The sequence below is a fragment of the Staphylococcus petrasii genome (genome assembly GCF_002902565.1).
Taxonomy (GTDB): domain Bacteria; phylum Bacillota; class Bacilli; order Staphylococcales; family Staphylococcaceae; genus Staphylococcus; species Staphylococcus petrasii.
Genome location: NZ_PPRC01000001.1, coordinates 13,372 through 34,949, shown reverse-complemented (window position 1 = coordinate 34,949; position 21,578 = coordinate 13,372). Strand labels below are relative to the sequence as shown.

The 21,578-nt window shown below is 34.7% G+C and carries 23 protein-coding genes; 7 read left to right on the top strand and 16 right to left on the bottom strand.

The window, feature by feature from the left end; genetic code table 11:
- Positions 1-87: 87 nt before the first annotated feature.
- Both CD127_RS00180 and CD127_RS00175 read left to right on the top strand, forming a co-directional pair.
- Positions 88-1,212: a YibE/F family protein gene (locus CD127_RS00180; RefSeq protein ID WP_103365330.1), complete on the top strand. Its 1,125-nt coding sequence runs from the start codon at positions 88-90 to the stop codon at positions 1,210-1,212.
- A complete protein-coding gene (locus tag CD127_RS00175; RefSeq protein WP_103365329.1) occupies positions 1,209-2,033 on the top strand; it encodes a YibE/F family protein in 825 nt (274 codons plus the stop codon). The genes CD127_RS00180 and CD127_RS00175 overlap by 4 nt, the downstream gene beginning before the upstream one ends.
- Before the next feature lie 47 nt (positions 2,034-2,080).
- Here the strand turns inward: CD127_RS00175 and CD127_RS00170 are convergent, their stop codons facing one another.
- Both CD127_RS00170 and CD127_RS00165 read right to left on the bottom strand, forming a co-directional pair.
- Positions 2,081-2,548 (bottom strand): GNAT family N-acetyltransferase, encoded by a 468-nt coding sequence (locus CD127_RS00170; protein WP_103365328.1) that lies wholly within the window; start codon positions 2,546-2,548, stop codon positions 2,081-2,083.
- A 7-nt stretch (positions 2,549-2,555) separates the two neighbouring features.
- Positions 2,556-2,945, bottom strand: coding sequence for an NUDIX hydrolase (locus tag CD127_RS00165; RefSeq protein ID WP_103297742.1), 390 nt, complete (start codon positions 2,943-2,945; stop codon positions 2,556-2,558).
- A gap of 261 nt (positions 2,946-3,206) precedes the next feature.
- Here CD127_RS00165 and CD127_RS00160 point away from each other — a divergent pair, with 261 nt between their 5' ends.
- Complete coding sequence (locus tag CD127_RS00160; protein ID WP_103365327.1) at positions 3,207-3,485, top strand: hypothetical protein; 279 nt, start codon at positions 3,207-3,209, stop codon at positions 3,483-3,485.
- Positions 3,486-3,556: 71 nt separating this feature from the next.
- On the opposite strand, the gene CD127_RS00155 is transcribed toward CD127_RS00160, so the two are convergent.
- The 6 genes from CD127_RS00155 to CD127_RS00130 all read right to left on the bottom strand — a co-directional run bounded on the left by CD127_RS00155 (position 3,557) and on the right by CD127_RS00130 (position 9,741).
- Positions 3,557-4,579: a LysM peptidoglycan-binding domain-containing protein gene (locus CD127_RS00155; RefSeq protein WP_103365326.1), complete on the bottom strand. Its 1,023-nt coding sequence runs from the start codon at positions 4,577-4,579 to the stop codon at positions 3,557-3,559.
- A gap of 307 nt (positions 4,580-4,886) precedes the next feature.
- Complete coding sequence (gene gmpC / locus CD127_RS00150; RefSeq protein WP_103365325.1) at positions 4,887-5,750, bottom strand: dipeptide ABC transporter glycylmethionine-binding lipoprotein; 864 nt, start codon at positions 5,748-5,750, stop codon at positions 4,887-4,889.
- Positions 5,751-5,773: 23 nt separating this feature from the next.
- Positions 5,774-6,433: a methionine ABC transporter permease gene (locus CD127_RS00145; RefSeq protein WP_103365324.1), complete on the bottom strand. Its 660-nt coding sequence runs from the start codon at positions 6,431-6,433 to the stop codon at positions 5,774-5,776.
- Positions 6,434-7,456, bottom strand: coding sequence for a methionine ABC transporter ATP-binding protein (locus CD127_RS00140; RefSeq protein ID WP_103365323.1), 1,023 nt, complete (start codon positions 7,454-7,456; stop codon positions 6,434-6,436).
- 235 nt (positions 7,457-7,691) lie between these two features.
- On the bottom strand, positions 7,692-8,840 hold the full coding sequence (locus CD127_RS00135; RefSeq protein WP_103297748.1) for a bifunctional cystathionine gamma-lyase/homocysteine desulfhydrase: 1,149 nt from the start codon (positions 8,838-8,840) through the stop codon (positions 7,692-7,694).
- 1 nt (position 8,841) lies between these two features.
- Entirely contained in the window at positions 8,842-9,741 is a 900-nt protein-coding gene (locus CD127_RS00130) for a PLP-dependent cysteine synthase family protein (protein ID WP_103365322.1), read from the bottom strand.
- Between the two features lie 289 nt (positions 9,742-10,030).
- Here CD127_RS00130 and CD127_RS00125 point away from each other — a divergent pair, with 289 nt between their 5' ends.
- Positions 10,031-10,561: a pentapeptide repeat-containing protein gene (locus CD127_RS00125; RefSeq protein ID WP_103365321.1), complete on the top strand. Its 531-nt coding sequence runs from the start codon at positions 10,031-10,033 to the stop codon at positions 10,559-10,561.
- A 102-nt stretch (positions 10,562-10,663) separates the two neighbouring features.
- On the top strand, positions 10,664-11,203 hold the full coding sequence (locus tag CD127_RS00120; RefSeq protein WP_103365320.1) for a hypothetical protein: 540 nt from the start codon (positions 10,664-10,666) through the stop codon (positions 11,201-11,203).
- Positions 11,204-11,260: 57 nt separating this feature from the next.
- On the opposite strand, the gene CD127_RS00115 is transcribed toward CD127_RS00120, so the two are convergent.
- Positions 11,261-12,589 (bottom strand): sodium-dependent transporter, encoded by a 1,329-nt coding sequence (locus CD127_RS00115; protein ID WP_103365319.1) that lies wholly within the window; start codon positions 12,587-12,589, stop codon positions 11,261-11,263.
- A gap of 150 nt (positions 12,590-12,739) precedes the next feature.
- Here CD127_RS00115 and CD127_RS00110 point away from each other — a divergent pair, with 150 nt between their 5' ends.
- Complete coding sequence (locus CD127_RS00110) at positions 12,740-13,030, top strand: hypothetical protein (protein ID WP_103365318.1); 291 nt, start codon at positions 12,740-12,742, stop codon at positions 13,028-13,030.
- A gap of 106 nt (positions 13,031-13,136) precedes the next feature.
- Here the strand turns inward: CD127_RS00110 and CD127_RS00105 are convergent, their stop codons facing one another.
- From CD127_RS00105 to CD127_RS00075, 7 genes are all read right to left on the bottom strand, one after another.
- The gene (locus CD127_RS00105; RefSeq protein WP_103365317.1) at positions 13,137-13,385 is read right to left on the bottom strand and encodes a hypothetical protein; all 249 of its coding nucleotides are present in this window, start codon (positions 13,383-13,385) and stop codon (positions 13,137-13,139) included.
- Between the two features lie 17 nt (positions 13,386-13,402).
- Complete coding sequence (locus CD127_RS00100; RefSeq protein WP_103365316.1) at positions 13,403-14,131, bottom strand: alpha/beta hydrolase; 729 nt, start codon at positions 14,129-14,131, stop codon at positions 13,403-13,405.
- A 71-nt stretch (positions 14,132-14,202) separates the two neighbouring features.
- The gene (locus CD127_RS00095) at positions 14,203-15,054 is read right to left on the bottom strand and encodes a patatin-like phospholipase family protein (RefSeq protein ID WP_174694745.1); all 852 of its coding nucleotides are present in this window, start codon (positions 15,052-15,054) and stop codon (positions 14,203-14,205) included.
- Between the two features lie 17 nt (positions 15,055-15,071).
- A complete protein-coding gene (locus CD127_RS00090) occupies positions 15,072-15,794 on the bottom strand; it encodes a phosphatase PAP2 family protein (RefSeq protein WP_235851315.1) in 723 nt (240 codons plus the stop codon).
- Between the two features lie 124 nt (positions 15,795-15,918).
- Positions 15,919-16,287 carry a Na-translocating system protein MpsC family protein gene (locus CD127_RS00085; RefSeq protein WP_103297757.1) on the bottom strand — a complete coding sequence of 123 codons (369 nt, stop codon included), beginning with the start codon at positions 16,285-16,287 and terminating at the stop codon, positions 15,919-15,921.
- 69 nt (positions 16,288-16,356) lie between these two features.
- Complete coding sequence (locus tag CD127_RS00080) at positions 16,357-18,927, bottom strand: DUF2309 domain-containing protein (RefSeq protein WP_103365314.1); 2,571 nt, start codon at positions 18,925-18,927, stop codon at positions 16,357-16,359.
- Positions 18,928-18,942: 15 nt separating this feature from the next.
- The gene (locus CD127_RS00075; RefSeq protein ID WP_103365313.1) at positions 18,943-20,442 is read right to left on the bottom strand and encodes an NADH dehydrogenase subunit 5; all 1,500 of its coding nucleotides are present in this window, start codon (positions 20,440-20,442) and stop codon (positions 18,943-18,945) included.
- Between the two features lie 546 nt (positions 20,443-20,988).
- On the opposite strand from CD127_RS00075, the gene CD127_RS12960 reads away from it, so the two are divergent.
- Positions 20,989-21,114 (top strand): alpha family phenol-soluble modulin, encoded by a 126-nt coding sequence (locus CD127_RS12960; protein ID WP_103365312.1) that lies wholly within the window; start codon positions 20,989-20,991, stop codon positions 21,112-21,114.
- Positions 21,115-21,578 lie beyond the last annotated feature (464 nt).

Sequence of the window (21,578 nt, the reverse complement as noted above, 5' to 3'; positions counted from 1 at the left end):
ACTATTTGAATAATCAATTGTGGAGGCGTATAATCACCCCTGTCATAATAAAGGGCAGAAATAGAAAGTTAAAGAGGTTTATGATTAATGAATATAAAGAAACAAACACCATTACAACGACGTATCCTTAATTGGATAACGCTTATTATCACTATTGTAATGATAGCTTTATTTGTCTTTACATTTTTTAATGCATCTTTTTATCGAACACCTATCGGTAAAATCACGCAAGTTGAAACAACCAAAGCACAAAAAGTAACAGACGAACAACATAACTCTGACTTAAAGTATAAACAGCACTTAACATTAACAATACTTAATGGCCAATTTAAAGGTGCTACCACAACTATTGATAATACTTATGTAAAATCTCAAGCAGATACTGAATATTTTGGTAAAAATGACAAAGTATTATTACATATTCAAAAAAGTCCTAAAGATGCGACCATTTTAGAGAAAAAGCGTGATAGTCTGACTGTGGCTATTGTGGGCGTCTTTATTGTAACGTTACTTCTAGTAGGAAGACACGTTGGGCTTCAATCCATCTTATCGTTAATATTTAATACCATTGCGATTATTTCAGCGATAGCAATTCATAACCAACTGCCATCCACAAATTTATTTTTACTAATGAGTATAGCGGTTGTTCTTTCTTCGATCGTTACATTACTATTGGTAACGGGTTGGCACATGCGCACATGGATTACGGCGCTTAGCACGTTATTAGGCACATTTTTATGTATCGGCATTACAGAATTAGTCATTCAACTCACAGGTGGGTCGGGCATAAAATATGAAACCATGAGCTTTTTAACCTTACCGCCTAAAGATGTATTTATGGCTTCCGTATTAATCGGTTCATTAGGCGCTGTTATGGACGTAGCGATTACCATTTCTAGTGGTATGTATGAAATTGTTCAACGCACGCCTGACATCACTACGTCTCGTTTAGCATTAGCTGGTCGTAATATCGGTCAAGATATTATGGGTACAATGACCAATATTTTACTTTTCTCTTATTTATCCGGCAGTTTAGCTATGTTTTTAATTTATTTAAAAAATGCTAATACGTTTACCTATACGATTTCAATGAATTGGTCGTTGGAAATAGTCCGTGCACTAACTGGTGGGATTGGTATAGTACTAACAATTCCAATCACTATCGGCCTCATGGTGCTATGGGTTAAAAGAAGGGGTGTTATGACACGATGAATGCAATTTTTATACTCGCACTTATTTTATTTGCTTTAATGATTATTTTTGGAGATAAAAAAGGGTTAGTTTCTTATTTAACGCTATTTTTAAACTTTATTATTTTAATCATTAGTATTGTTTTCATTATGTTTGGAACGCCTATTTATTTAGTTTCACTCATTTTTTGCTTTATCATAGCAGCTTGCAATCTATTTATTTTAAATAGTTATAACACTAAGACGAAAGCTGCATTTATAGGTACCATTGCTACCACTATTATTTTAATTATAGGCATCTATTTATCGGTTAAATTAGGTCATTTACAAGGGTTTGCGACTGAGCAACAAGATGAAACTTACATTTTCTCTATGAATATTGGTATCGACATGGTGCAATTTTCTGTATTCACTATCATTCTTGCCGTGATTGCTGCGGTCATCGATTTAACGATTACCATCAGCTCGCCTATCTACGAACTCAATGCTGCTAACCCTAACTTAACGCGCAAAGAATTATTTCAATCAGGCATGCGTGTAGGTCGAGAAATTCTCGCCACTTCGGCAAACACGATTTATTTGGCATTCTTTGGTGGTCAGTTGACTTTATTCTTCTGGTTCTTCCAGCTCCATTATTCGTTTGGACATATTATTAACTCGAAGATTTTCGCCCAAGAATTTATTTCCATTCTATTAGGTGGCATTGCCGTAGCCCTAAGCATTCCGGTAACAGCATGGATTACCGCGATGCTGATTAAACACCCTAAATTTAATCATTCAACAACTTCTGATACCTCTTCTCTTGAAAATGAAGCATCAATTAAACGTGACCAAGATAGATAAAATATAAGCGTCCTGCAATTATCGAACATTGTAGCGACGCTTACTTTTTATTTAATTGTATAGCTCATGATATAAACTGGCCTACCTTCTAAAGAAGCGTCCCCAGTATAATTGTATCTTGCGTTCTCATACAACCTAATAGCTTTATGATTATCAGTGTTTACTGTAAGTACAATTTCGTTTACATTTGGAAATTCCTGTTCGATGAAGTGAGGTAATGCTTCAATAATGGATTTGCCAATACCTTGCCCCCTATGTTTCGCATCTACACTAAATGAACGAAAGAACATAGCCTTAGGATTGTCACTATAGGGTACAACGCCACTGCCTTCATGTAGAGTGAAATATGCCACGCATCTGTTATTTTGTATTACAATAATCGGATATCTTTCACTATCCTCTTGAGCTAATTCAATATTATGTAATGGAGTTCTCGTAAATTTGCGATCTTCCTTAAGCACTTTAAATGATTCAATCAACTTAAGATCTTTATTTGTAAAACGTCGAATCTGCATATTTCTCCTACTCTCTCGTCGAAAATGTTTCAATCCATTTAATTACAGCGGGCGCTATTAATGAAGTATCTTTCTTATCAAACCACTTCATATCAGTAATCTCATTATCAATCGACACTTTATCCCAATCAATGTCTACATTAACTTTGAACCCATTCAATTCAGTTAACATATCTGGTTGAGGATAAGCTTTTCCAACCACTGTGCCTATATAAGTGAAATCACTTTGTGCTAGGTCTAAACTTAGTTCTTCCCTAACCTCTCTTTGAATCGCATCAAGTAAGGTTTCGCCTTCATCAATCTTGCCTCCAGGAAAATAATACTTCTCTCTGTGGCGTACTTGCACCAATAATATTTTGTCATCAGTTTCTTCAACTAAACACACACATTTAATCATAGAATATTATTCCTCCATTTGTGGCTTTACACTTCAAAAAAATAACTCAATTTAGTATGATGTTAACATATAATAGTAAAGAAGGTCGGGACAAAAGCGCTTAGGATTTGAGCAGAACCGAACGATGAGCAAAATTGTTTCTCAAATTTTGTCGAATCGTGAGAGTGTCTGCCGAAAATTCTGCTTTTGGGACGCCGTTAAGCGATTTCCCAGAGCCTAAATGCTTTTATCCAGATTCTTACGTTTCGGAGGGTATTATTCATGGCAAAAAAATCAAAAACTGCACGTTTATCTAGCTTAGTCAGCACAGCTAGCTTTATCGTTGATGGTTATAACGGCATTAAATTTAATGCTAAAAATAAAAACTTAGTTTATTTATCTTTAGGATTAAGTGCATTCGGTACTTTACTTGATTTCATCGTTTCAATGAGATCACCATATAAATTCCGCAAAATAACAGCATTTGGTTCATTCATTATTAATGTTACACGTTTAGCTTCAAGCTTCAGAAAAGCTAAAGAAGACTATAATTTCCAATAAAAGTAATAAAAGGCTAGTCATACAAAAGTTCAAAAACGAACTAGAGTATGACTAGCCTTTCTATTTTTATATTAATGAATAAATTTATAATTACGTACTTGATATGCTGGAATTGTACGATATGTAGCAATTCCTGGGCTTGCACTGTAGTTCATTTCTGATACTAAAATGCTACCATCACTATTTACTCTTTCAACAAATGCCACGTGTCCATAGTAACCAGCATCTGATTGGGCAATCGCACCTACTGCTGGACTATAATCAACTCTATATCCATCTCTTGCTGCTGCATTATCCCAATTATTAGCATTCCACCAATATGTACTAATACCTCTACCTACAGCTGCACGACGATTAAACACATGCCATGTACATTGACCCCAATCATATAAATTACTGTGACTGAATGTTGGAGAATAATAATTTGATTGTGACGTTGTTACGCTTCTAGTGCTTGTAGTTTGCGTATGTACTGGTGCCGTACCACTTACTTTTAATTGTTGACCTGGATAAATGAAGAAATTATTTAATCCATTTAATTGCATAATATGTTGGTACGTTGTGTTATAACGTGATGCAATTAATGATAATGAATCTCCATAATGAACTGTATAAGTACTTGTTGATCCAGTAGAATTTGAAGATGAATTGTTATTTTGTGTATATGTATGAGTTGTAGCCGAACCTGAAACTTTTAACTTTTGCCCAGGGAATATTAAGAAACTATTAAGACCATTTAAGTCCATAATATGACGATAAGTTGTGCCGTAACGACTAGCAATTAATGATAAACTATCCCCTGCTCTTACAGTATATGTATTACCTGAATTACTTTGATATGAGTGGCTTGAATAATGATTTGTAGATGCAGAACCTGAAACTTTTAATACTTGGTTTGGAAAAATTAAGTTTGAAGATAAACCATTTAGTGATTTTAGTTTAGCTATTGTAATACCATAACGATGTGAAATAGACCATACTGATTCCCCACTACGAACTGTATGTGTTGTCGATGCTTCAGCTTGATGTCCGAAGAACGTTGAGCTTAGAGCTCCTGTACCTATAATAGCTGTCGCAAGATATTTTTTATTCATGAAATAGTGCCTCCTTAACCATACGTGAGTTATTTATTCATTAATATTTCGAAACCGAATTAAAAGCTTTTTATATTTAATGTGTAAATCATTTTAATCCGAACGAGTAGTATACGTATATTAAATTAATACAAATTGATATAATATTCCATTTCATTTTGATTACATATGTATGAATTTTTAGTGCGATATATATATAATGTAAATTTTATATATTGTTATATGTTTTTAGATTTACATTTATACAACAATGTAAAAGACCAATTAAGTATATGAATACTCAATTGGCCTTCTCACTTTATTATTTTTATTTAGTTAAGCTATCTTCAATTTCTTTAATTTCTTTTTGTGATAAATCAACGGCTTTTTCTCCGTCTTTAGTATCTTTTTTCAATGCTTCTTGCGCTTCTTTGCCATGGTATAAGTCTACAATTTTCTTAATTGTTTTATTGTCTTTATCTTTAGAGTTAACCGCAACAATGTTGATGTATGGCTTTACTGCGTCTGAAGAAGATTTTTCTAAGTAGATTGGATCTTTCTTAGCATCTAATCCCGCTTTAGTTGCTACCCCATTATTGATAACTGAAATATCTACATCATCTAATGCACGTGCAGTTTGTTGCGCGTCTACTGCTTTAATTTTTAAATGTTTAGGATTGTCTTTAATATCTTTTGTTGTACCACTTAAACCAAAGTTATCTTTAAGTTTTAATAATCCAGCTGATTCTAATAATTTTAATGCGCGAGCTTGGTTAGACACATCATTTGGAATAGTGACTTCTGCGCCATCTTTAACATCTTTAATATCTTTAACTTTTTTAGAGTAAACGCCTAATGGTGCTAACACTGTTGTACTAATTGCTTCAATTTTTGAATCTTTGTGTGCTTTTTTATATTCATTTAAGAATGCGAAATGTTGGAATGCGTTCATATCGATGTCCCCATCACTTAATGCTTTGTTAGGCACATTGTAGTCTGAAAAATGCTTGATTTCGACATCAATACCATCTTTTTTAGCTAATTCTTTTACCTTTTCCCAAGCAGCAGTGTCATTCGAAGCAACCCCAATTGTTACTTTCTTATCGTTGCCGCCTCCGCCACATGCCGCTAAGACAATTAACGACGCTAATAATAATCCGATAATTTTTTCATCTGAAAATGCCTCCCTAATTAAGAAAATATATATTTAAATAACTAATTTCTTCGAATCACTCTAGAAATAAAGTTACCTAATGACTGAATAATTTGAACGATAATAACTAAAACCACCACTGTAATAATGATGACAAGTGTATCGAAACGTTGATAACCGTAAACTAAAGCTAAGTCACCAATACCGCCACCACCGACAGCACCAGCCATCGCAGTACTACCAATTAATCCAATAATGGCAGTAGTAATTGCTAAAACGAGTGAACCTAATGCTTCAGGCAATAAGAAGTAACGAATAATTTGTAACGGTGAAGCCCCCATTGCTTTTGCTGCTTCAATAATACCGTCATCTACTTCTAATAATGAATTCTCAACTAATCGTGCTATGTAAGGTGCAACGTATACTGTTAGCGGAACAATTGCTGCAGTCGTCCCAATCGATGTACCTACTAATAATTTAGTAAATGGTACAATCGCGATTAATAAAATAATAAATGGAATAGATCTTAAAATATTAATAACTGGATTAAGAATTTGGTGAATAATCACATTTGGCCATATCCCATTTTTTCGAGTAACAACTAATAAAATACCTAATGGAATACCAATTAACGCCCCTATAATTAATGCGACCGTCACCATATATAACGTTTCGTATAGTGCTTGAAGTAATTGAGATGAATCTATACTTGAACCAAACATCTAATGCACCTCCTCAAATTGAATGTGATGTGCATTAAAGTAATCTTCAACCTTATTCCGTTGAAAATGTTGGTCATGTTCAAAACGTAACCATAAATAACACACCGTTTCATCTTGAATATCCGACATAGATGAAAATAAAATCGTTACATTGACTTGATATTGACGAATGAGTTCATTCACTAAAGGCTGTTCAATTTGTTGTTTATCTAGGAACAATTGATAATCTGTGTAATTATTATCTGCACGTTTAAATGATTCGCGTAACGCTATCGATGGCTCAGTACTAATCACTGTAGAGACAAAGCTCTTAGCCGTCTTCGTTTTAGGATGGCTAAATACATCTTTAACTGTGCCAAGCTCTACTACTTTACCTTGTTCCATCACAGCAACACGGTTACAAATTTTTTGAATAACACTCATTTCATGAGTAATCATCATAATTGTGACACCGAAAGTTTGATTTACATTTTTTAATAATTGGAGAATTGAACTTGTAGTTGCAGGGTCTAACGCACTTGTTGCTTCATCGCACAATAAAATTTTAGGATTTGTGACGAGCGCTCTCGCAATAGCTACACGTTGTTTTTGACCACCTGAAAGTTCATCGGGGAATTGATTCTTTTTATCGGCTAAACCAACGAACTCTAACATTTCTTCTACTTTTGCTTTAATTTCCGCACTGCTTTTATGACTTAAAATAAGTGGCATTGCAACATTTTTAAAGACTGTTTTAGAATTTAATAAATTAAAGTGTTGGAATATCATACCGATATCTTTTTTTACTTTACGAAGATCTTTTTCACTATATGTATTAATTTCATGACCATCTACAATCACTTGGCCATCTGTAGTATGTTCGAGTTGGTTCACTAATCGAACAAGCGTACTTTTACCAGCGCCACTGTATCCAATAACGCCAAATATGTCATTTTTATTTATTTTGAAAGACACATCTTTCAAAGCATGTATTGTTTCTCGCTTTTTCCGAAAAACTTTATTCACATTTCGAAATTCAATCAATCGTATTCCCCCTCATCTATTTCTGATTAAACATATAAGAATAAGTGAATTATATGCGATACTCAATTAAGCGTCAATATAATTTTTTAAAAAATTTAAAATTTCTGAATTTTATAGTGTTTATTTACTTATATAGTATTTTTTAACAACTTTCAATATCAATTTATAAAAAAATAGCGAATGCCCTTTAGTGGAGCATCCGCTATTTCTTATACAATCAATTATATTTAATTAATTACGCGTTTAAAGTATCAATGGCTTGTTTTAAATCTTCAACTAAATCATCTGTATCTTCAATACCGATAGATAAACGTACTAAGCCATCTGTAATACCTTCTTTAGCACGTACATCAGCTGGGATTGACGCATGTGTCATTAAAGCTGGTACAGAAATTAAACTTTCAACGGCACCAAGACTTTCCGCTAATGTGAAGTAAGTTGTTTTATGAATTAATTGTTTCGCAGCTTCTGTATCTTTCACTTCAAATGCGATAACACCAGTATGACCACTTGCTTGTGCTGCATGAATATCATGATTTAAGTGATCTTTAATGCTTGGGTGGAACACTTGTTGTACGGCTGGATGATTTTGTAACATTTCAACAATAGCTTCAACGTTACGGTTAATTTGATCCATACGTAAACCTAATGTTTTAATACCACGAATTAATAAATAACTGTCTTGTGGTCCAAGCACGCCGCCAGTTGAATTAGAAATAAACGCTAAACGTTCGCCTAACTCATCGTCAGCAGTAGCAACTAAACCAGCTACAACATCACTGTGTCCACCTAAATATTTAGTTGCTGAATGTAACACGATATCAATACCAAAGTCTAATGGGTTTTGGTAATACGGTGTCATAAATGTATTATCCACAACAGAAATTAAATTATGTTCTTTCGCAATTTCTGCAGTACGTTTAATATCAGTCACACGTAATAATGGATTTGAAGGTGTTTCTATATATAACATTTTAGTTTCTGGTTTAATGTAGTCTTTAACCGTTTCAATGTGAGTCGTATCAATAAAATCTACGTCGATACCAAAGCGTGTAAATACTTTTGTTAACGCACGGTAAGTACCACCATATACATCAGAATTTAAAATAATGTGATCGCCTTTATCTAATAACATAATAACTGCACTAACCGCTGCCATACCTGAACCAAATGCGAAACCATATTTACCGTTCTCTAAATTCGCAATTAAACTTTCTAATGAAGAACGCGTAGGATTCGCAGTACGAGAATATTCATAACCTTGTCTTAAATCGCCAATATCATCTTGTAAATACGTACTTGTTTGATAAATTGGCGTAGTTACTGCGCCAGTATAGTCATCTGTCGTATGTCCACCATGAATCATTTGTGTTTTTTTCTTCATTTTATTTATCTCCTTTGTATTCAAATATTTTTTTCGACATATAGCGATCGCTTCCATCTGGGAAAATGGTTACAATAACACCTTTATCGATTTGATTTTTAATTTCTAAAGCACCTTGTAGTGCAGCACCTGAAGAACTTCCTACAAGTAAGCCTTCTTGTTTCGCCAACAATTTCACATTTTCAAAGCCAGCTTTATCACTCACGGTAATAATGTCATCCACTAATGATTTATCTAAGAAGATAGGCCATTTCTCAGAGCCAATACCTTCAATATCATGTGCATGCGCTTCACCGCCGTTAAGCACCGAGCCTTCAGGTTCAACGATGACATTCTTCACATCGAACTGTTTCATATGTTGCGCGACACCAGTGAACGTCCCACCTGAGCCAGCGCCTGCCACGAAGTAATCGATGTGTGGCAACGCATCTGTAAGTTGTTTGCCTAGCGTATGCGTATAAGCAGCCGGATTATGTTCTGTTTCGAACTGGTTCATATAGACAGCGCCAGTGTCTTCTGCGTAAGCTCGCGCCTCTTGTTGCGCACCAATCATTCCGTTTTTTCTCGGCGTACGCTTAATGTCTGCACCAAGCGCGCGCATAATTGAAATCTTCTCTTCTGAAAAGCCTTCCGGAGCAAAAATGACGCATGTTAAATTGTAACGATTAGCCGCAATCGCTAATCCAATGCCTGTGTTTCCTGCTGTTGCCTCTACAATCGTATCGCCTTTATGAAGCCTTCCTTCCTTCATAGCTGTTTCTACTAAATATTTACCTAAGCGATCTTTCACGCTGCCACCAGGATTAAATTGTTCCAATTTAGCATAAATTTGAACGTTGTCATCACTAAAACTTTCTAATAATACTAGTGGTGTTTGTCCTATTAAATCATATGCAATCATGTTGAGTATCCAGTACGTTAATTACCGTCTGAATATAACCTACTTTCTTTTATTAATATTCATTTCCAAAATGTGTATAATTTACAATTCTTACTTAACCACTATGGATTATACGCTATCCTTAGCATTAATGCAAAAAGCTAAATTATTTATTAACTAAAAAATTAGACTATTAACTATTACTAATTAATAACTATCGTTCAGATTAATAATCGTGTTACGATTAATGTATTAAACACACAAAGAGCGCATGTTTTATAACTAATATGACACAAAGGAGAACAAACTTATGCCTTCAAAAGCAGATTTATCTTTATCCGTATTTTCAAATGAAAATTATAAAAAATTAAATTATACGAATAGTAATTTTAGAAATGCTATGTATGATGAATTAGAAGTAAACAAAAGTCGCTTTAAAAATTGTAATTTTAGCGAAGGTATCTTTAAAAATATCAATACTATTTCTAATTCTAAATTTATAAATTGTGACTTTAGTAGCAGTATCTTTGTAAACACTAACTTTTTCAAAACATTACTTAATAAATCAAACTATAGCGTGACTACATTTGACGATAGTCAATTCAACGCTTTAACAATAGAACAATCTTACTTCAAGGACTGTAGTTTACGTAATGTAACCTTTAAGGATGTTGTTTTTAAAAAAGTATATTTTGAGAATGTCGCATTAGATTTATGTCATTTAGACAATGTAAAAATGAAAGATTGTACCTTTATCAATGTAACAATTAATAATTCTGCTATTCCTGAAAAAGTGATGAATGAGTTGCGCAAACAAGATGTCACTTTTGAAAATATGTAATAGCTTATTTTTTGAAAATAGGTACAACTCCCTCTCAAAATGTTTTAAATATATAAATTAAAGGAATAAAGATTTAGATATTTAAAACGAGGAGGAATCACTATGCCAGCACATGCAGATGAACATTATAAAGAATTTGAACCTAGTGGGATATCTAGAGATGAATTAATGGAACTAGATGAACTAAAAGAACTAGTGGAAAAATTTAAAAATAATAGTGACGATCAACAATTAAATGAACGCATTGATGATGAATTTAGTAAATGGAAAATGTACGTCAAAGACCAATACAAACCTGAAGACGAAACTGATAAAGAAAGACTTTCTAATATAGCTGACAAAGTCCATGGCGATATTAAGTCAGGTTTTGAATATAATGATGGCGAAAAAGTTTATGACTTCTTAGAAGCGTCTTATCAAAGAGGTAAAGAAGATTTAGTGTATGGACGTACGCTTATCCTTTTCTCAGAAGAAAAAGCACTTCATCGTGCAATGACATTCTTTGATTCTAAAGAAGAAAACCACAAATTAGTATTATTTATTAACTCTAAAAATATTGAAATTAGTAAAGAAATCATGTCTGATGAGTATGTACGCGGTTTAGAAATTGAACGTGACTACTTAGACGCTTTATTCAAATAAAAAATGAGGTTGAATCCTATAAATTGATAGGAATTCAACCTCATTTTTCTTTACATACTAAAATAATTGCACGATAAATACTAGGATGATGACGACTGGCATGATGTATTTAATTAAGAAATACCATGGCGCAAAGAATTTGAATTTATCTTTTCCGAAACTTTCTTTTAAAGCATCTTTATCTAGTAATTGCCCAACTACAAGTGTTGTACCTAAAGCACCTAATGGCATTAATATATTTGATACTAGAAAATCCATATTATCAAAAATAGTACCTGCGCCAAACTTAAATCCGCTTAAACTACCGAATGAAAGTGTCGCTGGAATACTTATAATAAACACTAAAATACTTGCGACAAATGCGACTGATTTACGCTTAGTATTATCATTTTTAGTAAAGTTAGAAACATTAAGTTCTAATAATGAAATAGATGATGTTAATGCTGCAAATAAAAATAGGATTAAAAAGATAAAGTAAAATACAATTCCGAAGCCCATTTGACTAAATACTAAAGGTAACACTTTAAATAATAACCCTGGCCCTTCTTGAGGCGCATAGCCAAATGTTTTTAACGCTGGGAAAATTGCTAATCCTGCTAATACAGATACTAGAATATTCATAATAACAATTGAAATGGCAGACGATTTAATTGTCATTTCTTTAGGCGCATAACTCGCATATGTAATCATTCCTGTCGTACCTAAAGATAACGTGAAGAACGATTGGCCTAGTGCGAAAAGTACGCCTTTCATAGGAATATCTTCCATTCTAGGTTGTAAGATATAGCGCACGCCGTCTAGCGCTCCGTCTAAAGTCAAAGATTTTGCTACTACAATGATTAAAAAGATAAATAATAGCGGCATCATCACTTTTGACGCTTTTTCTAAACCTTTTTCAACACCCATCATAACAATAACCATAGTCAACAGAATAAAAATACCTTGTCCCAATACGGTTAACCAAGGATTACTGATAATCTTTTCAAAGTTAATTTGAGTAAGTGATGCTTTTTCAATAGATAGCATTTGTAGGATGACATTACCAATATAAATAATGATCCAGCCACCGATAACGCTATAAAATCCGAATAAAATAAATACAGCTAAATTACCGTTCCAACCGATAATATTTAGCCATTTTTTACCAGTTAATTTGCTATATATTTGAGTAGTATAAGTTCTTCCCATCTTACCTACTGTAAATTCCATAATTAATAGTGGTAACCCTACAAATATCGTAAATAATAAGAATAAGAGTAGAAAAGCTCCACCACCGTATATCCCTGCCATATAAGGAAACTTCCACATTGCGCCTAGCCCGATTGCTGATCCAGCGCTTGCTAAAATAAATCCAGTTGAAGTTTTCCATTGCGATTGGCTACTCATTTTACCAACTCCCTTTAACGCGTTAAAGCGTTTATGCACTTAAGTACTACTCTATCACGTCTAGTTAAAGAGTGCAATATACATATATTTTTTATTTATTACTCTATATAGTAACATTTGTATAAAAGAGCCTATAAAGGAGGATTATTTATGTCTTTACTTCATGAAAAAATTAAAGCTAATTATTGGAAAAGAAAAGAGGCCGTTGGTGGTCATGTATTATTTGAGGACAATGGTTTCAAATTTACTGCGCACGCTTTGAATATTCAAAAAGACCCAGTATTTGTGTCTTATGACAATATAAAAGAAGTAAAACCATATAGAAGCCTAGGTATTATTCCTAACGGGGTAAAAGTAATTGATAAAAATGATAATGAACATAAATTAGTAGTCTACCAACAAAAACATGTTATTCAATTTCTTAACGAGATGAAAGCTTAATATACTTAAGAGTGGGACAGAATTCATTACGAACTTATTGTCCCACTCTCTTATTCCTAAAGACAGAAGTATTTAACTCATACATCTTTATACCTTCTACTACTTTTTATCCATTAAAATCGTACGCGATGTCTTGTCCATCCTGTACTTCTTGAATACTTAAACTTTCAATATGATCGACATTAATATAGTGCACCTGTGTACCATCTTTTAGAAATAAATAGGCAAGTTCGTCGAATTCATCAATCAGACGTTGCACACATGTGTCACAATCTGGCCCATTTTGAAAAGTTTTAAATTCAGTATATGATTTTCCAGAAACTGTTGTATATGTTAATAGAAAAGTACGTTTCATTTTATTCCTCCATTACTTTATGCATTAAAGAATTCAATGATATCAGATTCTACTTTGTCCCTGCCATCTCCGTGGGTCATCAAATGTTTACATAATGGGTGACGCACTAATTCTTTATCCTCACTCTTAATGTGTTGATAAATGTATTTGGCGCTATCTTGATAAGATTGTTCATCTTTACCACCGTATAAAATTCTTGCCGGTGTTTCAATATCGCTCAAGTTTTCAGTTATGCCTGCAATAAAGTTTTTAAATGTCGTAATATGAGGTTGATATGTTTGGATATTCTCTAATTGTTGTTGTGATGTTTCTTCATCGAAATTCAATAATTCGTTCATACGTTGGCCATAGCGTTCCATACGCCATGCAATGCCCGCTTCTTCTTTTTCACTTGGTGCAGACATCACCGCGATTTTATCAACTTTAACCGTTTCAGCTAATTTCAATGTAAATAAACCGCCTAATGATACGCCAGTTACATAAATCGTTTCAAAGCCCTCATTCTTTAAAAATTGGTACGCTTCTTGCACATCGTTCCACCAATCGTTAATCGTAAATTGAGTAAACTCATTTAAAGGTAACCCATGCCCACGGTAATTTGGCGCATAGCACGTGTAACCTTCCTCATTAAGTACTGTCGCCAAATGTTTAACATCACGAATCGTGCCTGTAAACGAATGTAATAACAATACTGCTTCATCTCGTGTCCCTTTCAGATGAACAGGACGTGGTGATTTAACATTCATTCTAACTCCCCCTAGTTAAATGCAAATTATGATTTATTAACACTGCCCGCAGGCTTAAATCTAAAAATTTGTTAGTGTATCCATTCCTTATAATTATCTCGAATCTTTTGAGCCAGTGCTTGCCCTTGTTTATAACCAGCATTGCCAATATTCAAGATATTGTTTGGATTATAAATGTTATCTCCAATTTCTGCTTGGCTATCACTATCAGGACTTATCACTAAGACATTGCTGTGCTTGCTTAACTTTTCAGCATCATCAAACGCACTTGGCATCATTCCTAAGCCATCAGCTAACGGCGCTAGAATAATAATCGACTTAGCCCCTTCCGCTAGCATCGCATTGGTAGGTGAAACCATGCCGCCATCAATCCAGTCACTCTCATTTAAACGGATATGTGGCCAAATACCAGGGACAGCCCCACTCGCTGTGACCGCTTCTTCAAGCGTCACACCACTTTGTGAATTAAATGTACCAGTTACTCCCGTTTTAGCATTAATTGCAGTAATTTCTAAATTATCTTTCCACTCAACATCACCTAAACGTTGGCGAATCGCTTGTTTACGCTCATTTAAATCTACTTTAGACGGACGCGTATACACAATATCGCCCATCATTTGTCCGACTTTCTCAGCATCATCGCGTCCTACGATAAAGGCATTTTGCCATAAACGATAAATATCAGACGACATAGAAGCGCGATCATTCTCATCACGTCGCTCATCTAATTCATAATAATAATCTTTCATATCATAACCATTCGCCAGCACAGCTCCTACAAATGAGCCAGCTGACGTACCTATTATCTTATCCGCTTCATTCAATTTGATACCATTATCTATTAATCCTGCTAACACACCAGCTTCCCAAGCGATACCCGTAATACCGCCTCCGCCTAATACTAATGTACGTTCATTTGTCATTGTTATCTCTCCTTTATTTAACGACGTTGAACAGCTTTTCTTTTAGCTCTTGGAAAATTAAGATAAAACAATGGAACAACCATTAAAAACAACGCTATCCATAGTACACCTAACGACAGACCGCCCACGACATCCGTAATATAATGCGCATGGAAATAAAGTCGACAACCTAAAACACCTATCCATATTATGATAGTAAGCGCACTGCTTATGATTCTTATTGCCATAACTTTAATCATAGGTATGATAACGATAAGCAACGCTAAAGCTAATAAGGTACTCGCATTTGAGTGTCCACTTGGAAACGAATAGCCATGATCACGCATTAAATGATTATATGGACGTGGTCTTTCTATAAGTTGCTTAATTAAATAGTTCATTAACGTTCCTGTATAGATACTCAATATGAGCCATATCGACACTTTATAATTTTTAAATAATAAAATAAGCGCTAAAAATGCAGTTATGTACATGATCGATTTCACTTCGCCAATTTCAGCGCAAAAAGTCATAAAGTCCTGCCAAAGATTGCCTCCAAAATGTCTTTGAGGTGCTCCAAATTGTTCAGTTAGCCAATGTAGTGAGCCTAAGTCAATATTTTGAACAAACAATGCATTCATGCTCACATTAATCGCTAAAAATATAAAAATAATTAACCCAATCATGAACATAGGTACCGTTATCGCAGATGTAAATTCTCTCTTTTGTTTCATACCACTTTCACCAGTTCCTAATTTCATATATCTCCTTTGTGTAAATTGTACACTAATTCGTTCTATTTAGCTTATAAAACAAACAAAGAACAGGCTAGAAATCAATCTCATTTCGAAAGATTCCTAGCCTGTTCACGCTTTTTATTATTGTTTATTTTTGAAGTGTTTTTTCTAAATTATCGTCTAATTTAAAGACAATAACGCGTTCTCCTGTGATTGTACTTAAGTCACTATGAAAGCTATTTACGCTCACGCCTGTAATATCTAATATTAATTGCATTAAATCATCTTGTCCGGATTCAACAAGTTCAGAACGTGTACGCTTAATATTGAGTAAACCTTCTTGTGTTTCACAAACACGGTATTCTGCTGGAGTTAAGACACCTTGTAAATTGACGATGATCATATCTCTTAAAATATCTGTTTTAACTGAAAGCGAACCTCGTCCAAGAAAGTCCTTTTCCCACTGAGTGATTGCTTTACTAATTTCCGCTTCATACGTACCTTTAGATTTAGCCATGGTTAATCCTAACTCTCCTATTGATTGATTAACCTTATTTTATCACTTTTTCAGGAAAAACCGAACTCCCTACCAGTCTTTCCAACTACCATCTTCATCGATACTTGCTAGGCGCACCCAACGATGATCTACTTTCTGCTTAAATTTAATATTATTCTCAAGTAACGCTTCAATATAACTATCAGGTGCTTGAATAACCACTAATAAACGAATCGGAGAGTGATAAATCTTATTATCTGCAGCCATCACCGATTGCCATGGTAATCCTGCTAATAAGTCACTTGAATTACCTTGCATGACGCCAACGCCCGACGTTACAGATTGTGTCGCTTTATTCCCACTTCCGTAGAAATGAGGCGCTACCGTTGAAGCATAATATTGTAAATTAATCCATTGCGCAACTAACGCTGGTCCAGAAATAATCGTATTCAGAATCTGACCGTCTGCATCCTTTTTCCAATCGTAATTATGTAAAAATGCACGACCTTCTAAATTGGTACCTTCTGTGATACTACGTTGACCAATAATAAATTCTGCATTGCGCGCAAGACCCCATTCTGGGCGAATTTCACTCCAGTCACTCGCATAACGATGCGCTTCCCCAACTGGATCTTTCACTTTGCCTTGATCTAAGCCAGGTAAGTTAGCTAAACGTTCAGTATTGGCTTTATAACTTACGCGTGGCATCGCTTCTTCTAACATATCAAATGCTTTTTGAGCTGATGTTGTTAACTCTGGCATATAAATATATTCTAATTCATCTACAGACGTTTTATGTTCTGCTGCAATAAATACCGTTTCTTCAGGAATAGTAATGCCTTCCGCTTTCAAGCTTTGACGCACATGAGGTAAGTTACACATCATCGCAAGTAATTTAGCGTTAAAGCCGCTTGATGCCCCGCCACAAGCACCGCATTCTAATGAAGCGTGATATGGGTTATTGTTCGATTCACTGCCATGTCCACCTAAGACGACAAGCGGCGCGAAATCAGTTGTTAAATCCATGAGCTGTAACGCTTGTTTCGTGAAAGCGACTTGTTCTTCTTCAGTGAAACCAATTGGTAAATCGCTATATACTTCATGTTCACGATTGATTGTTAATTTAGCTTCTGGTTTCTTCAACCAATTCTTTGTAAAATTACGGACAAAGTTGCGCGTACTCTTTGGTATAAGCGTACTTGCTAACGTATTTAAACTTAAGAATGGGCCACTCAATTCTGGTAAAAGTAAACTTGGTAGCACATTATGTTTCATCAATTTAAATGTGTAAAACATCGATGTTACTGAATGTTGTTGTTGATTATACGTATTTAAAGCATGGCGATCTGCATATTCTTTAATTGTGTATGCAGGCGGCACCATGACTGGCAATGAATTATGACTAAATTGTTCATCCAATACTTCTTTACGAATCGGTAAGCCAAAGAACCCTGCGATGCCGATTGTTTCAAATGGTCCTTCACTTTCTAAGTGACGACGAAATGGTTCAGAACGCACATCAATACAGAATGCTAGTTGCACTTGCGTTTGTGGTGTATCTTGTTTCGTCGATTTATCATAAATACTATCTACTAATTCACGCTCATGTGTTTCTTCCCATGCTTCGAGCCATAATTTTTTAAAATAAAGCGGGTTAAAATCATGTGCAAATCTTAAATGTGCAATTTGGTCTTCAATCGACATAGCTGCCCATTCGTCAATAGACATTTCACCATAGTACAACCATTTACTTACTAATTCTTTAATACGTCTTTCCACATTTAAGACTGCCGGGCGACTCATTTTTTCAGTATCTAAGAAGATACATTCCATCGTTAAACGAATCGCAAGATATTGAGTGAGTAAATCTTCTTCATGTTCATTTTGTTCTGCGCGATAATACATCATGCCCGCCCATCCAGGTAATGATAGGAAATGTCCTGTTAAATAGAATTCGCGTTCATCTTCTGCGATATCCAAATGATTTAACGCCATCACTAGTGCTTCTCTATAATCATGAGGTAAGGTTTTAACCATTTTACGCTGTGTTTTCGTCAACATAGGATCATGTTGTGCTAAGTGTAACCAGGCAACATAGAACCCTTCTTCACGTTTAGGCATTGTCCAACTTGATTGGAAATTATCAAGATAAAGTTTGGACCACTTGATAATGTGCGTATTCAGTTCGTCCATAAGTGATTCGCCTTTGGCATTAAAGGCATTGGCACTTTTAGAACGCGCATATTTGAAAGGTTCATTCTCAAATACGCCTTTAAGCTTTGATACTTCTAATTTTAAGTATGCTTCTTTCGTGATTAAATCTTGCGGTACATCTTGTATGCGCATGGCATTCTTGCAATAGATGTCGATATGTGGTTGAGGTATTGTCGTCTCGTATGTACGCACGGCCTGTTTGACTTCTTCTTCAACGAGATTTTGGTCTATCTCGCCCTTTTCCAAAGCAGTCATCACAGAGGCGTGGCTAGGGTATAAATCAATATCTCGTACGTGTTTAAACCACTGTGCTACTTGGTCGAAGGTTTGGTGTTCCATTTCTTCCCAAGGATTGCGTGCTGCAAAAATTGAGATAGGTGAAAGTGGCGTTATTACACGACGGGCGGATTTAACTGTTTCATCTATATTGTGTTTGGTAATTGTCATGTCAGGTTTCACCTCTTATAAATATTTCTTCAAGTAGTTAGGATGGCTTTCAACTGATTTAAATTTGGCTTCACCGATCTTGATGAGCCATAAATATACTTTGGCAAAAGCAGTTGATGTACGACGGCGTGCGACCCAAATACTGAAGACACTACCTAATACTAAAATTGCGATGCAAAGAATAGCACTGAATAATGGTGGATGAGATGGCACCATGTAAACATTATTTAAGATATCAACGAATACTTGATGTGTGATGACGTAAACGAATGCTACGATAACAAGCATAGCGATACCGATAATGCGGCCCATAACGCCTCTATTTAACGCTACCATTTGGTTCCAAGATACAGATAATGACCAAGCTAAGATGAAAGCACTGATTAATGTATAAGCGTTATGCTTACTTGTCATGAAAAAGATGACTGCAATGATAATCGCAAGTGCTCGTCCTAACACTGTCCAAGCGTATGAGCGCTTAACGTTAGGCGGTGTAGGAATATTAAAACGTTTCACAATTGAACCTGATTGTAAGAATAAGGTTGCTTTAAATACGCCGTGTAAAATTAAGTGAATAATCGCAGCGGAATACACACCTAGCGTACATTGCACAAGCATGAAGCCCATTTGACTCATCGTAGAACCTACGAGTTGACGTTTATAGTCTACGTGAACCAAGCTAATGCCTGAGCCTATTAAGACAGAAATGCTTGAGATAATTAACAGTACTGTTAACGCAATATGGTTATCGAATACTGGTGAAAAACGAGTTAAAATAATGCCTCCAGCGTTCACGATACCTGCGTGCATAATGGCAGAAACAGGTGTTGGTGCTACTACTGATTCAATTAACCAGCTTTGGAATGGATATTGTGCTGCTGGGATAATAACGGCAAGCACAAGCAATAAATCTACTAATAGTTTCATGCCATAACCCATTGCGTAATCGTAATTTTGCGTTGGATCAATCGTCCAATCGCCAGTTCCTACATATAGTAAGATGACTGCTAATAATAAAGCGAGCCAACCGATAATAAATGAACGTGCAGAGACTTTGGCTGCTTCTGCAGGAACCTTCCATGAGCGGTTTAACCGAATTAATTGTGTTAAGCAAAATAATGTCAGTCCCCAACACAATGTCATTAATCGTAAATCATTACTTAACCAACCAATTGATGCAAACACTGTCGTAAAGGTATAGAGCGTGAAATATTTACGATAGTTACGATCTCCTAGTAAATAACGCATTGAGAACTTTTGAATGATAAATCCTAAGGCTAATACGAAAGCACCGACTAACCAAGCGAGTTTGTCTAATGCAAAAATGCCTACAACTTCTCTATTATGAATTGTAATTAAACCAATCACTCCTACGATGACAGGTAGTAAGAGTAAAATTAAATGTAAACGTATGTATTGTACAGGGACCGACGGAATTAAAAAAATCAGTCCGCTTAGCACTGCAATGACAAGCGTTATAAAAAATAGTGTCAGTAATAAACTTGAACTTAACATTGCTGTTCCTCCATCTTTCAAACTAAATTAGTATTTAAAATAATATACGAAAATGCCTGCAACAGACTAGTTTTGTTCCTATCGTTTAAGGTTTCAACTAACTATCGCAGGCTTCTTTAGAACTCATTTGAATATATTATAAATGTTTTTTATAAGCTACCTTTTAATTATGTATATAAGACTGGCTAGTATTAACTATTATTGAATTTCAGTCTTTTATTTGGTTTGTCGATAAAATTTTTATTACATATTTCTTACCCTTCAATTAAACAATGGATGTATTTTAATATGAAACTTCCTTGCATAATTGCTTGATAAAGACTTATGTAAAAAAATTCGCGTAATAACTACAATATATGAAAATAATAACTAAATGTCAAACATTTATCATAGATAGTGCAAGTAACATTAAGGTTTTGGAATAAACGGGTGATGTAGTACAATGTAAACCTTAATTTTTAAAAGTTTTACACTTAGGCATGAATCACTGTCGTAAGTTATCAGAAAATGGTCGGTTATGAAGCGCTTTCCGCGACTTAGGGATTAATGTCCATTTATTCAGAAACGCACATTATACTGTATTTAACATTTAATAAGGAGGTACTCAAAATGGGAATCATTTCTGGTATTATTGAACTTGTTAAATTCATCATCGACTTAACTAAAAAATAAGTCCTACATAACGCACATAGAGTCTATTAAAGAGTCTAGGATATAATTCTTAGATAATAGCCGGTAAATGAACTTATAAGTTCATTTACTGGCTTCTTTGTTTACAATACTTCGTATTATTGACTCGCTTTCTTAAGGACAACTTTAGCTTCTACTATTCTATAGAAATTCTCAGATAAACATTTACTCATTTTTGTTGCGACGCTTTCTTGCGGGAAAGGCTCAAGCCTGTAGTCTTGAGACTCTTTCTTTTCCGCCAAGAGTCGCGCAACAACATTCGTAGTTCATCTTTAGAATTTCTTATATAAGTGCATAGCATTTATGTTCAATATATATTCGTAAAGAGACTCGCCAAAATACGGCGTATTTATATAAAAATTTACATTAAAATGCTTTAGTAGCTTACTTTCGTATAATTTAATAAACCTCCTAAAATAGATTAACAAGGTTAATTATATTTATTA

Bases quoted from the DNA above. Each gene is read 5' to 3' on its own strand.
- CD127_RS00110 (WP_103365318.1), top strand. From the start codon at position 12,740: ATGTCTTTACTTCATGAAAAAATTAAAGCTAATTATTGGAAAAGAAAA.
- CD127_RS00125 (WP_103365321.1), top strand. From the start codon at position 10,031: ATGCCTTCAAAAGCAGATTTATCTTTATCCGTATTTTCAAATGAAAAT.
- CD127_RS00145 (WP_103365324.1), bottom strand. From the start codon at position 6,433: ATGTTTGGTTCAAGTATAGATTCATCTCAATTACTTCAAGCACTATAC.
- CD127_RS00105 (WP_103365317.1), bottom strand. From the start codon at position 13,385: ATGAAACGTACTTTTCTATTAACATATACAACAGTTTCTGGAAAATCA.
- CD127_RS00160 (WP_103365327.1), top strand. From the start codon at position 3,207: ATGGCAAAAAAATCAAAAACTGCACGTTTATCTAGCTTAGTCAGCACA.
- CD127_RS00120 (WP_103365320.1), top strand. From the start codon at position 10,664: ATGCCAGCACATGCAGATGAACATTATAAAGAATTTGAACCTAGTGGG.
- CD127_RS00130 (WP_103365322.1), bottom strand. From the start codon at position 9,741: ATGATTGCATATGATTTAATAGGACAAACACCACTAGTATTATTAGAA.
- CD127_RS00085 (WP_103297757.1), bottom strand. From the start codon at position 16,287: ATGGCTAAATCTAAAGGTACGTATGAAGCGGAAATTAGTAAAGCAATC.
- CD127_RS00080 (WP_103365314.1), bottom strand. From the start codon at position 18,927: ATGACAATTACCAAACACAATATAGATGAAACAGTTAAATCCGCCCGT.
- CD127_RS00075 (WP_103365313.1), bottom strand. From the start codon at position 20,442: ATGTTAAGTTCAAGTTTATTACTGACACTATTTTTTATAACGCTTGTC.
- CD127_RS00115 (WP_103365319.1), bottom strand. From the start codon at position 12,589: ATGAGTAGCCAATCGCAATGGAAAACTTCAACTGGATTTATTTTAGCA.
- CD127_RS12960 (WP_103365312.1), top strand. From the start codon at position 20,989: ATGTCCATTTATTCAGAAACGCACATTATACTGTATTTAACATTTAAT.
- CD127_RS00090 (WP_235851315.1), bottom strand. From the start codon at position 15,794: ATGAAATTAGGAACTGGTGAAAGTGGTATGAAACAAAAGAGAGAATTT.
- CD127_RS00175 (WP_103365329.1), top strand. From the start codon at position 1,209: ATGAATGCAATTTTTATACTCGCACTTATTTTATTTGCTTTAATGATT.
- CD127_RS00095 (WP_174694745.1), bottom strand. From the start codon at position 15,054: ATGACAAATGAACGTACATTAGTATTAGGCGGAGGCGGTATTACGGGT.
- CD127_RS00170 (WP_103365328.1), bottom strand. From the start codon at position 2,548: ATGCAGATTCGACGTTTTACAAATAAAGATCTTAAGTTGATTGAATCA.
- CD127_RS00135 (WP_103297748.1), bottom strand. From the start codon at position 8,840: ATGAAGAAAAAAACACAAATGATTCATGGTGGACATACGACAGATGAC.
- CD127_RS00165 (WP_103297742.1), bottom strand. From the start codon at position 2,945: ATGATTAAATGTGTGTGTTTAGTTGAAGAAACTGATGACAAAATATTA.
- CD127_RS00100 (WP_103365316.1), bottom strand. From the start codon at position 14,131: ATGAATGTTAAATCACCACGTCCTGTTCATCTGAAAGGGACACGAGAT.
- CD127_RS00155 (WP_103365326.1), bottom strand. From the start codon at position 4,579: ATGAATAAAAAATATCTTGCGACAGCTATTATAGGTACAGGAGCTCTA.
- CD127_RS00180 (WP_103365330.1), top strand. From the start codon at position 88: ATGAATATAAAGAAACAAACACCATTACAACGACGTATCCTTAATTGG.